Source organism: Rhizobacter sp. P2_H2 (genome assembly GCF_056403375.1).
The window spans coordinates 1-11,547 of sequence record NZ_JBFUFP010000075.1 but is presented as its reverse complement, the minus strand read 5'-3'; the positions used below and the strand labels follow the sequence as shown (position 1 = coordinate 11,547).

9 protein-coding genes are annotated in these 11,547 nt (G+C 71.6%); 6 read left to right on the top strand and 3 right to left on the bottom strand.

The window, feature by feature from the left end; translation table 11 throughout:
* Nucleotides 1–712, bottom strand: a 712-nt coding sequence (locus tag AC1D15_RS07370) for an FAD-dependent monooxygenase (protein ID WP_477825483.1), incomplete at its 3' end; no start/stop codon positions are given.
* Nucleotides 713–802: 90 nt separating this feature from the next.
* On the opposite strand from AC1D15_RS07370, the gene AC1D15_RS07365 reads away from it, so the two are divergent.
* Genes AC1D15_RS07365 through AC1D15_RS07355 form a run of 3 tightly spaced genes read left to right on the top strand, consistent with a single transcriptional unit; the run spans nt 803 to nt 5,082 of the window.
* Nucleotides 803–3,256, top strand: coding sequence for an AsmA family protein (locus AC1D15_RS07365; protein WP_477825482.1), 2,454 nt, complete (start codon nt 803–805; stop codon nt 3,254–3,256).
* Nucleotides 3,253–4,143, top strand: coding sequence for an MOSC domain-containing protein (locus AC1D15_RS07360; protein ID WP_477825481.1), 891 nt, complete (start codon nt 3,253–3,255; stop codon nt 4,141–4,143). The genes AC1D15_RS07365 and AC1D15_RS07360 overlap by 4 nt, the downstream gene beginning before the upstream one ends.
* A 12-nt stretch (nt 4,144–4,155) precedes the next feature.
* Nucleotides 4,156–5,082: a DMT family transporter gene (locus tag AC1D15_RS07355; RefSeq protein ID WP_477825480.1), complete on the top strand. Its 927-nt coding sequence runs from the start codon at nt 4,156–4,158 to the stop codon at nt 5,080–5,082.
* Here the strand turns inward: AC1D15_RS07355 and AC1D15_RS07350 are convergent.
* Complete coding sequence (locus tag AC1D15_RS07350; protein ID WP_477825479.1) at nt 5,054–5,926, bottom strand: pirin family protein; 873 nt, start codon at nt 5,924–5,926, stop codon at nt 5,054–5,056. The two genes, AC1D15_RS07355 and AC1D15_RS07350, sit on opposite strands and share 29 nt — an antisense overlap.
* Nucleotides 5,927–6,026: 100 nt before the next feature.
* Between AC1D15_RS07350 and ychF the strand changes: the two genes are divergently transcribed.
* On the top strand, nt 6,027–7,121 hold the full coding sequence (gene ychF / locus AC1D15_RS07345) for a redox-regulated ATPase YchF (RefSeq protein WP_047499760.1): 1,095 nt from the start codon (nt 6,027–6,029) through the stop codon (nt 7,119–7,121).
* 16 nt (nt 7,122–7,137) lie between these two features.
* Here the strand turns inward: ychF and AC1D15_RS07340 are convergent, their stop codons facing one another.
* Nucleotides 7,138–8,922, bottom strand: coding sequence for a sensor domain-containing diguanylate cyclase (locus tag AC1D15_RS07340; RefSeq protein WP_477825478.1), 1,785 nt, complete (start codon nt 8,920–8,922; stop codon nt 7,138–7,140).
* 150 nt (nt 8,923–9,072) lie between these two features.
* Here AC1D15_RS07340 and AC1D15_RS07335 point away from each other — a divergent pair, with 150 nt between their 5' ends.
* Nucleotides 9,073–9,963: an aldo/keto reductase gene (locus tag AC1D15_RS07335; protein WP_047499756.1), complete on the top strand. Its 891-nt coding sequence runs from the start codon at nt 9,073–9,075 to the stop codon at nt 9,961–9,963.
* A 54-nt stretch (nt 9,964–10,017) separates the two neighbouring features.
* Nucleotides 10,018–11,547 (top strand): CHASE domain-containing protein (locus tag AC1D15_RS07330; RefSeq protein WP_477825477.1); only part of this gene is annotated, 1,530 nt, incomplete at its 3' end.

The following is an 11,547-nucleotide window of genomic DNA, read 5'->3' as shown; positions in this document are numbered from 1 at the left end:
GGCCGCAGGCGCCGCCGGTGGCATCGTTCAGTGCCTGCTCGAAGGCAGCGGCATCGAGCGCCAGCAGCTCCTGCGCGCGCGCCTGCGGCAGCGACCAGACCAGCGCATGCGAGCAGCCCGCCTGCGGCAGATCGAACGGCAGCAGCGCCAGGATGTCCGGCGCGCGGAACCATTGCCGCGCCACGTGGCGGTGCGGCCGGTCGGCGACCAGGCGCGCCGCGATCGCGACCTGGCCGTAGTCGTGGCGCTCGAAGCGCACGCCCAGCGCGGCCCGCGAGGCCGAGGCCTTGCCCTCGCACAAGGCCGTCAGCGGCGCCTGCACCTGCGCATCGGGCGCCAGCAGCTCGACGTGGGGCGAATAGCGCACCGCGGTGGCGAGCGCCTGCTCCAGCGCCGCCACGTCGGTGATGAAGGCCAGCTCGGCCACCTGCTGCTGCCAGGCCGAGAACTCGAGCGCCGCGCCGGCGGCATCGCCCTCGACGCGCATCTCGTGCACCGCGGTCGCGGCCCCCGGCTGCAGCGCCTCCCAGACCTTCAGCGAGGCCAGCAGCGCGACCGAGCCGGGGTTCAGCGCGTAGGCGCGCACGTCTTCGCCGGCAGGCGGCGCGGCATCGGGCACCAGCGCGACTTTCAGCCCCTGCCGGGCCAGCGACAAGGCGAGCGCCTGGCCGACGATGCCGGCCCCTCGGACACACAGATCGAAGCGTTTCATGAGGTTTCATTGTAGGGACCGGCACCACCCTGGCGCCCTTGAGGGCAGAATCGGTGCCCCCACGCTGTGCCCATGCGGTAGACCGATTCGATGAAACCCTGGATCCGCAAACTCCTGCTGGCGCTCGCCCTGCTGGTGCTGCTCTTCGGCGCCGTGCTCGTCTGGCTGGTGTCGACCTTCGACCCGAACGCCTACAAGGGCCTCGCGATCGACTGGATGAAAACCCACCGCGCCCGCACGCTGGCGATCGACGGGCCGATCAAGCTGTCGGTGTTCCCGCGCCTGGCGGTGCAGCTGTCGGCCGTCAAGCTCAGCGAGAAAGGCCGCGCCGACGAGTTCGCGGCGCTCGACGAGGCCTCGCTCTCGGTCGCGGTGCTGCCGCTGCTGCGCCGGCAGCTGGTGGTCGACCACGTCAGCGCGCGTGGCCTGCGCCTGGTGTACCGGCGCGATGCGCAGGGCAAGACCAACATCGACGACCTGATCGCCGGCGACGCTCCGCCGCCTGGCGCCCCCGCGACGCCCGCCAGCCAGGCGGCGGCCTCGGGCGCACCGCYGCGCTTCGACGTCAGCAGCGTGCAGCTCGACGACCTGCGGCTGAGCCTGCGCGACGAGCGCGACCAGCTCTCCGGCGAGGTCACGCTGAACTCGTTGCACACCGGCCGGCTGGCCGACCAGGTGGAGTCGCCGGTCAAGCTGCAGGCCGAGTTCGCGATGAAGGCGCCGGCCGTCAAGGGCCGGCTGAGCGGCGAGACCAGGCTGACGCTGCTGCTCGCGCAGCAGGGCGTGAAGCTGCGCGACATGCAGCTCGGCTGGCAGGGCGATGCGTTCGGCGTGCAGGCGATGGACGTGAAGATCCAGGGCGCGCTCGGCTACGACGGCCAGCGCGGCACGCTCGACGCGCAGGACCTCGACCTCGGCCTCGGCGCGACGCTCGGTTCGCTGAAGCTCGCCAACAGCCGGGTGCAGATCAAGCACTTCGCGTTCGACCCGGCGGCGCGCAACCTGTCGCTCAATGCGCTGCAGGTCAAGCTCGCCGGCACGCAGGGCGGCCAGCCGCTGTCGGCCACGCTCGACTGGCCCGAGCTGAACGTGAAGGGCGAGGCGCTGACCGGCAGCGCGCTGAGCGGCAAGCTGTCGCTCGAAGGCCCGACGGCGGTCGATGCGAGCTTCAAGTCGGCGGCGCCCGGCGGCAGCTTCGACATGGTCAAGGTGCCCGGCTTCGAGGCGACGCTGAAGGGCAGCATGAAGGGAACCAGCGGTCAGCGCGAGCTGGCCGGCACCGTGCGCGCCGACCTGCAGCTGCAGCCGGCCAAGAGCGCCTTCGCGCTCGACGCGCTGGCCGCCCAGCTGAAGATCCAGGAGCCGTCGCTGCAACCGCTGGTGCTGGACATGCGCGGCAAGGCCGATGCGTCGCCGCAGGCGGCGCACTGGACGCTGGCCGGGCAGATCAACGCCAACCCGTTCCGCAGCGAAGGTGCCGTCACGCTCGCCGGCACGCCGATCACCGTGAAGGCCTCGGCCAACTTCGAGGCACTGGACCTGAACCGGCTGCTGCCGCCGTCCAGCGCGGCACCGGCGCCGGCGCCCGCGGCCACCGAGAAGCCGGCCGCCGACACCCCCGTCGACCTGTCGCCGCTGCGCGCGCTGCAGGGCGAGTTCAGCCTGCGCATCGGCAGCTTCGCGTACCAGACCTACCGCGTCAGCGACGCGGCGCTCGATGCCTCGCTGCAGGGCGGCATGCTGCGCGTCAGCAAGCTGTACGGCAAGACCTGGGGCGGCGTGCTCGACGCGACCGCGTTCGCCGATGCGCGCGCGAGCCGCGTCGCGGTGAAGGCGACGGCCACCGGCGTCAACGTCAACACGCTGCTGAAGGATGTCGCGAAGAAGGACATCCTCGAAGGCACCGGCCGCGTGGTCGCCGACATCGAGACGGCCGGGCGCAGCGTCAACGAGATGAAGGCGCGGCTGAAGGGCACCGCCGCGCTGCAGCTGCGCGACGGCGCGATCAAGGGCGTCAACCTCGCGAAGAGCCTGCGCCAGGCCAAGGCGGCGCTGTCGATGAAGCAGGACAGCGCGCAGAAATCGAACGCGACCGAGAAGACCGATTTCTCGGAGATGTCGGCCAGCTTCGTGATCACCGACGGCATCGCACGCAACGCCGACCTCGATGCCAAGAGCCCGTTCCTGCGCCTCAACGGCTCCGGCGCGCTCGACATCGGCCGCAGCCGCATCGACTACACCGCACGCGCCACGGTCGCCAACACCACGAAGGGCCAGGACGGCGCCGACCTCGCCGCGCTGAAGGGCGTGACCGTGCCGGTGCTGCTGACCGGGCCGCTGGACGCGATCGACTGGAAGATCCAGTGGTCGCAGATCGCCGCCCAGATGATCAAGAGCGAGGTCACCGGCAAGGCCGAGGAGAAGCTCAAGGAGAGCCTGCGCGGCAAGCTCGGCCTGCCGTCGGCGGCGAGCGGCGCGGCCTCGGGTCCGCAGCCCTCGACCAAGGACCAACTGAAAGACAAGCTGAAGGGATTGTTCAAGTGAGCGAGCTGGCGGAGGGAGAGGTCGCGGTCACGTTGCGCAGCGTGCACGTGTACCCGGTGAAGAGTTGTGCCGGCGTGGCGCTCGACGAATCGCTGCTGATCGAGACCGGGCTCGAATTCGACCGCGCGTGGATGGTGGTCGATGCCGCCGGCCGCTTCGTCAGCCAGCGCGAGCTGCCGCGCATGGCGCTGATCCGCACGACGCTGAAGCACACCGAGCTGGTGCTGCGGGCGCCCGGCATGCTGGCGCTGCACCTGGCGCTCGATGCGGTGGAGGCGCCGCGCCAGGTCACCGTGTGGAACGACACCGTCGCCGCCTACGACATGGGCGAACTGGCGGCGCAGTGGTTCAGCGATTTCCTGGCGGCGCCGGGCCGCGGCGACGTGAAGTTCCCGCTGCGCCTGGCGCGCTTCGATCCGGAACAGAAGCGGCTGTCGAGCAAGCAGTGGAGCGGCGACATCGATGCCGAGAACGCGTTCAGCGACGGCTTTCCGCTGCTGGTGGTCTCGCAGGCCTCGCTCGACGAGCTGAACGAGCGCCTCGCGCGCAAGGGCGTCGCGGCGATGACGATGGCGCGCTTCCGGCCGAACCTGGTGCTCGACGGGCTGGACGCGCACGGCGAGGATTTCCTCGACGAGATCCGCTTCGACACGCCCGAGGGGCCGGTGCGGCTGCGCCTGGTCAAGCCCTGCCCGCGCTGCCCGATCCCGAACGTCGACCCCGAGACCGGCGAGCCGGGGCACGAGCCGGGCGACACGCTGTCGACCTACCGGGCCGACGAGCGGCTCGACGGCAAGATCACCTTCGGCATGAACGCGGTGATCGTCGAGGGCATCGAATGCGGGCTGCGCAGCGGGCTGGCCGGCAGCGCGAGCATCCGTTTCTGAGCGGCGCCTGAGGTGGCGCGCCTTCGCAACTGGCAGCTGTTCGCCGTCTGCGTGCTGACCTGGGGCACGACCTGGCATGCGATCACGTACCAGGTCGGCGTCACGACGCCGGAGTTCGGCGTCGCGCTGCGCTTCGCGCTGGCCGGCGCGGTGATCCTCGCGTTCGCCGCGGCGCGCGGCATCTCGCTGCGTTTCGCGCCGCGCCAGCACGCCTGGTTCGCGCTGCAGGGCGTGTTCCTGTACGGCGTGTCGTACCTGTGCGTCTACCACGCCGAGCGGCTGCTGCCGTCGGGGCTGGTCGCGGTCGGCTACTCGGCCTCGCCGCTGATCACTGGGCTCGGCGCACGCTGGCTGTTCGGCGTCGCGGTCGGGCCGCGCTTCATCGCCGGCGGCATGCTCGGGCTGGCCGGCGTCGCGCTCGTCTTCTGGCCGGAATTCGGCCAGGCGCGCGACGCGGCGAACACCACGCTGGGTGCGCTGTTCACGGTCGGCGCGGTGCTGCTGTCGGGCGTCGGCAGCCTGGCGGCGAGCCGCAACGGCGCGCGCGGGCTGCCGTTCTGGCCGGCCCTCGGCTTCGGCATGCTGTACGGCGCGCTGTGCTGCTTCATCGCGGCGCTGGCCGGCGGGCAGCCGATGGCGCTGCCGGCGATCGCGTCATGGTGGATCGCGCTGCTGTACCTGTCGCTGGCCGGCTCGGTGCTGACCTTCGCCTGCTACCTGACGCTGATGCAGCGCCTCGGGCCGGGCCCGGCCGGCAGCATCGGCGTGATGACGCCGCTGCTCGCGCTGGCCGTCTCGATGGCCTTCGAGCACTACGAGCCGGATGGGCTGACCGCCATCGGCGCGGCGCTGGCGGTGGCCGGCAACGTGCTGATGCTGCGCCGCAGCACGCCGGCCGCGGTTACCCAGGTCAGGGCCGGCGCTCCGGCAGCGGAATGAACTCGGTCTCGCCGGGCACGACAGCGAAGCGCTGGGCCGCCCAGTCGTCGGCGGCCTCGGAGATGCGGTCCTTGCGGCTCGAGACGAAGTTCCACCACATGAAGCGGTGGCCGAGCGGCTCGCCGCCGATCAGCATCACGCGTGCGCCCTGCGGCGCCTCGAGCAGCGGCTCGGTGCCTTCGGGCAGCACGACCATCTCGCCCGGCGGCACCGCCTGGCCGTCGAGCGTGAAGCCGTGGTCGATGCCGTACAGCGCCCGCTGCTGCGCCGCGGCCGGCACCTGCAGGCGGCCGCCCGGCGGCAGCGCCAGGTCGGCGTAGAGGGTGGGCGACAGCGTCGGGGTCGGCGAGACGACGTCGAACGCGCTGCCGATCAGCACGCGCACCGCAGTGCCGCCCACCGTCAGCGCGGGAATCGCCGCCGCCGCGGTGTGCGAGAAGCTCGGCGCGTCTTCTTCGTGCTCGGCCGGCAGCGCGGCCCACAGCTGCAGGCCATGGCTGCGGCGCGTCACGTGGCGCAGGTCGTCGGGCGCGCGTTCGGAGTGGGTGATGCCGCGGCCGGCCGTCATCCAGTTGATCGCGCCGGGCTCGATGCGCTGCACGATGCCGGTGCTGTCGCGGTGCAGCATCGCGCCTTCGAACAGGTAGGTGACGGTGGCCAGGCCGATGTGCGGGTGCGGGCGCACGTCGTGGTTGTCGCTCGGCTGGGCGGTGATGGGGCCGAAGTGGTCGAAGAACAGGAAGGGGCCGACCGATTGCTGCTGCGACGAGGGCAGCAGCCGGCGCACGGTGAAGCCGCCGCCGAGGTCCTTGGTGTGCGGATTCAGGCGCAGGAGTTCGAGCATCGGAGGGTTCCTCGAAGGGGTCTGGAACGGGGTCGAGCGGGCAGTGTAGGCCGAGCGCTTAAAATTCGCCCCTCTCTCTCGACCTGCGAAAGCCCCCTCCATGAGCCTCAAATGCGGCATCGTGGGCCTGCCCAACGTCGGCAAGTCCACCCTTTTCAACGCGCTGACGAAAGCCGGCATCGCGGCCGAGAACTACCCGTTCTGCACGATCGAGCCGAACGTCGGCATCGTCGAGCTGCCCGACCCGCGCTTGCAGGCCCTGTCGGCGATCGTGAAACCCGAGCGCATCGTGCCGGCGATCGTCGAGTTCGTCGACATCGCCGGGCTGGTGGCCGGTGCGTCCAAGGGCGAGGGCCTGGGCAACCAGTTCCTGGCCCACATCCGCGAGACGGATGCGATCGTCAACGTGGTGCGCTGCTTCGACGACGAGAACGTGATCCACGTCGCCGGCAAGGTCGACCCGATCTCCGACATCGAGGTGATCCAGACCGAGCTGTGCCTGGCCGACCTGGCGACGGTCGAGAAGACGCTGCAACGCTCGATCAAGGCGGCGAAGTCCGGCAACGACAAGGAAGCGGCCAAGCTGGTCGACGTGCTGCAGAAGTGCCAGGCGGCGCTGAACGAGGCGAAGCCGGTGCGCGGCATCGCGTTCAGCAAGGAGGAGCAGGTCATCCTGAAGCCGCTGTGCCTGATCACCGCGAAGCCGGCGATGTTCGTCGGCAACGTCGACGAGGGYGGCTTCGAGAACAACCCCTACCTCGACAAGCTTCGCGCCTACGCCGAGGGCCAGAAGGCGCCGGTGGTGGCGATCTGCGCGAAGACCGAGGCCGAACTGGCCGACATGCCGGACGAAGACCGGCTGATGTTCCTGCAGGAGATGGGGCAGAGCGAGCCGGGCCTGAACCGGCTGATCCGTGCGGCGTTCAGCCTGCTCGGGCTGCAGACCTAYTTCACCGCSGGCGTGAAGGAGGTGCGCGCCTGGACCATCCACATCGGCGACACCGCGCCGCAGGCGGCCGGCGTGATCCACACCGACTTCGAGCGCGGCTTCATCCGCGCGCAGACCATCGGCTTCGACGACTTCATCGCGTTCAAGGGCGAGCAGGGCGCGAAGGACGCCGGCAAGATGCGCGCCGAAGGCAAGGAGTACGTGGTGAAGGATGGGGACGTGATGAACTTCCTGTTCAACGTCTGAGTCCCGACAGCGCCGCCTACTCCGCCCCCGCCTCCCAAGGCCGCGTCTTCAACCACTTGCGCCACCAGCGCGGCCGCTGGCGCTGCGGCGCGAGCGTCGTCAGCTGGCGCAGCCGCGCCCCGCTGCCCGGGCGCATGCGGCCGAGGTGCGACACCAGCGCGTCGACCAGCGCCTGCGGCGTGTCGCGCCGGTCCTCCGGCAGGTGTGCCACCACCGCGTGCAGTTGCAGCGTCTCGGCGCCCGGCAGCTCGCCGGTGTAGTGCTGGGCCTGGTGGATGATGCGGTGCACGGTCATCAGCACCTCGCCGGGGTTGGCCACGCCGTCCAGCAGCGCGACCACCCGCTGCTCGTTGAAGCGCACCACGACATCGGATGCACGCAGGCCCTGCTGCACCTGCCGGCCGGCCAGCAGCAGCGCCTGCTCGGCGATCGACGCGCCCTGGCGCAGCCGGATGTCGCGCAGGTTGACGACCTCGAACATCACGACCGCGCTGCGGATGGCGTGCCGCTGGCTGCGGAACTTCATCTGCGCGAGCCGCGGCAGCAGCTCCTTCGGACGCAGCAGGCCGGTCACCAGGTCGTATTGCGCCGCCTCGCGCAGCCGCGCCGACACCACGTCGTGGTCGCGCCGCAGCAGCGACATCGCATACAGCAGCAGCGGCAGGTCGATCGCGCTCGCGAACAGCAGCCCGTACTGCGAGAACAGCCCGCTGGCCACCACGCCGAAGCCCTTCAGCAGCGGCAATGCCGCCCCGGCCCCCAGCACGATCTGGCCGGCCGCCAGCCAGCGCACGTGCGGCAGCTGCCACCGCAGCGAACGCACCAGCAGGCCGCCGCCCACCAGCATCGACAGCGCACCGAACGAGCGCGTCAGGAACCAGCGTTCGGCCAGGTCGAGGAACGGGTAGGCGGCCGTCAGCAGCGCGGCCAGCACGATGCACAGCCACACCAGCGCCCGCTCGAGCGGGCCGATCACCGCCTGCGGCACCGCCGAGCGCAGGAAACCCAGCCCGACCGCACCGAGCAGCACCGGGCTCAGCATCAACAGCGCGGCGCTCAGCGCCGGCTCCTCGCCGATCGGCGTCTGGTGGACCAGGCCGCTCAGGCAGGCGAGCGTCAGGATCATCGCCACCAGGTAGGCACTGCACCAGCCGAGCGCGCCGTCGCGGTGGACCAGCGCCTGCACCACCACGTACAGCAAGGCCAGCAGCGCGAGCCCGAAGTACGCCCCGATGAAGAGCTGGGCCGTGCCCTGGCTTTCGAGCAGGTCGCGCGGGCTGCGGATCAGCGGCGCGCCGCCGAGCGTGGCTGGATGCTCCAGGCGCAGCAGGTAGGTGGTGGCGCGCTGCGCATCGGCGTGCAGCTGGAACACCGGCAGCGACGCGCGCACCGGCCACTGCGAGATCGGCGTCAGCACGCCGCTCGCCTGCGGTGCCCCGATGCGCGCGTCGGGCCCGACGCGGTACACCTGGGCGCGCATCAGCGTCGCGTGCGGCAGCTCGAGGAACCAGTCGGCCTCGCTGCCCGCCCCCACCTGCACGCTGAAGCGCACCCAGGTCACGGCCGGCCAGCGCGCACCGAACACCTCGTCGTCCGGCAGCGGCTGCCAGCCGCCGGTCTCGGCCAGCACCGCCTGGGCCGACGCCTGTCCGGTCGGGTCGACGCGGAACTCCGCCCCGTCGGCCAGGCTGCGCGCCGGGCCGTGCACCGTCAGCTGCAGCGTCGCCGCAGCGCACCAGGCAGGCAGCACGGCGAGCAGCAGCAACAACAGGCGCAGGAATCGGGGGCAGCGGGACGACAAGACGGGGGTCCGGTGAAGCGGCGGTGGGTCGTGAGGGAGGGMGGCGCGCATTCTGGCGTCGATATCGTCGGGATTCGCCCGATGCAGCGCAAGCGAAACGGACTGTTACGCTCTGGCTTTCTCCCATCCAGCCGCCACCCGGCCGCCGCCATGAGCCCCGTCAACGCCCCCAACCTCGCCCTCTCCCCGATCGTCGCCGGCGCCTGGCGCATGGCCGACTGGGGCTGGACCGCCGAACAGCGCCTGCACTGGATCGAGCACTGCATGGAGCTCGGCGTGACGAGCTTCGACCACGCCGACATCTACGGCGGCTACCGCGTCGAGACGCTGTTCGGCGAAGCGCTCGCGCTCAAGCCGATGCTGCGCCAGCACATGCAGCTGGTCAGCAAGTGCGGCATCCGGCTGCTCGGCGAGGCCCGGCCCGAGCACCGGGTCAAGCACTACGACACCTCGGCGGCGCACATCACGCGCAGCGTCGAGAACTCGCTGCGGGCGCTGCAGACTGACCACCTCGACCTGCTGCTGATCCACCGCCCCGATGCGCTGATGGACGCCGACGACGTGGCCGAGGCCTTCACCGCGCTGCGCCAGGCCGGCAAGGTGCGGGCCTTCGGGGTGTCGAACTTCACGCCGGCGCAGTTCGAGCTGCTGAACAGCCGCATCGCGCTGGCCACCAACCAGGTCGAGCTGCACCCGCTGCACCTGTCCCCGCTGCACGACGGCACGCTGGACCAGTGCCAGCGGCTGCGCCTGCGGCCGATGATCTGGTCGCCTCTCGCAGGCGGCGCGCTGCTGACCGGCGGCGATGAACGCGCACGCCGCGTGCAGGCCGCGCTGCAGGCTGTCGGGCAGCGCCACGGCGTCAGCGCCGCGACCGTCGCCTACGCCTGGCTGCTGCGCCACCCGACCCGCCCGCATCCGCTGACCGGCTCGCACCGGCTGGAGGCGATCCGCGAGGCGCTGGCCGCGCTGCAACTGAAGCTGGACGCCGAGTCCTGGACCGAAATCTGGCAAGCCGGCGCCGGCCACGAAGTGCCCTGACCGGCCGATCGAGGTGGTAGGCTCCCCTTGCCCCCACCTCGCCCCATCGATTCGATGACGCCAGCGACGCCCCGCCCCACGCCGCACTGGCCGCTCGCGCTGGCGGGCACCGCCGTCGCCTATGCGGTGGTCGGCTGGGCAGCGCTGCTGCTGGCGATCCCGCCGAGCCTCGCTTCGCCGCTGTACCCGTCCGCCGGCATCGCGCTGGCCTGCCTGCTGGCCTACGGCTGGCGGGTGCTGCCCGGGGTGCTGATCGGCTCGTTCCTGGTCAACGCCGGCATCGGCATCGAGCAGGCGGGGTTCAGCCTCGCGGGCCTGGCGGTGCCGGCCACGATCGCCGTCGGCGCCATGCTGCAGGCGGCGCTCGCCGCGGCCCTGGTGCAGCGCTTCGTGCACCGGCCGTTCACGTTGAGCGAGCCGCGCGACATCGCGCTCTTCTTCGGGCTCGGCGCGGTCGCCGCGAGCCTCGTCAGCTGCAGCATCGCGACGCTCGCGCTGTGGCTGGCCGGCCGCGAGCCGCTCGGCGAGCTGGCCTTCAACTGGTGGACCTGGTGGGCCGGCGATGCGCTGGGCGTGTTGATCGGCACGCCGATCGCGCTGACGCTGATCGGCCAGCCGCGCGACGAATGGGCCGCGCGCCGCCGCACCGTCGGCCTGACACTCGGCATCGCCACGCTGCTGATGGCGCTCGGCGTGCGCCAGGTCGCGCAATGGGAAGACGCCCGCGTGCAGGCGGCGTTCGAGCGCGATGCGGTCCATGCGTCGTCCAACCTCGCCGCGCAGCTGCAGTATCCGCTGCATGCGCTGGAAGCATTGCGCGGCGTGATGATCTCGTCCGACGACGTCACGCGCGAGGAGATGCACCGCGCCRCCGCCGCCTGGCTCGAGGTCAGCGGCCACCTGCAGGGGCTCGGCTGGACCGAGCTGATGCCGCGCTCGCAGGTGCCGGCCTTCGAGGCCCGCGTGCGCGCGGCCGGCCTGCCCGGCTACCACGTGTTCGACCGCTTCGACTCCGGCTTCAAGCCGTCACCCGACGACACCGTGGCGGCGATCCGCTACATCGAGCCGCAGGCGCCGAACGCCGCAGCGCTGGGCGTCAACACCCGCTCGATCGCCGCGGCGCGCACGGCGATCGATTCGACCGTGCGCACCGACCGGCCGGCCGCCAGCGCCGGCTTCCTGCTGACGCAGGACGGCAGCGGCACGCAGACCGGCGTCGTCATCTACCAGGCCATCTACAACGGCATGCCGACCACCGTCAGCGACCGGGTCGCGGCGGCGCGCGGCGTGGTGTTCGTGACGCTGCGCATGGACGATGCGCTGCGCTCGTTCCAGAGCTCGCTGCCGCACTACCTCGACGTCTGCATCGTCGACACCGATCCGATCGCCGAGCGGCGGCGCCTGGCCGGCAGCACCGGCTGCGAGACGCTGTCGGCCGACCTGTCGCACGTGCGCTCGTTCGCGTTCGCCGGGCGGCAATGGGATCTGCGCGTCACCTCGACCCGCTCCGCGGTGCCGCACGTGCACGAGCGCAACGCGCTGCTGTTCTCGCTGGTGGGGCTGCTCGCGACCTCGATGCTGGGC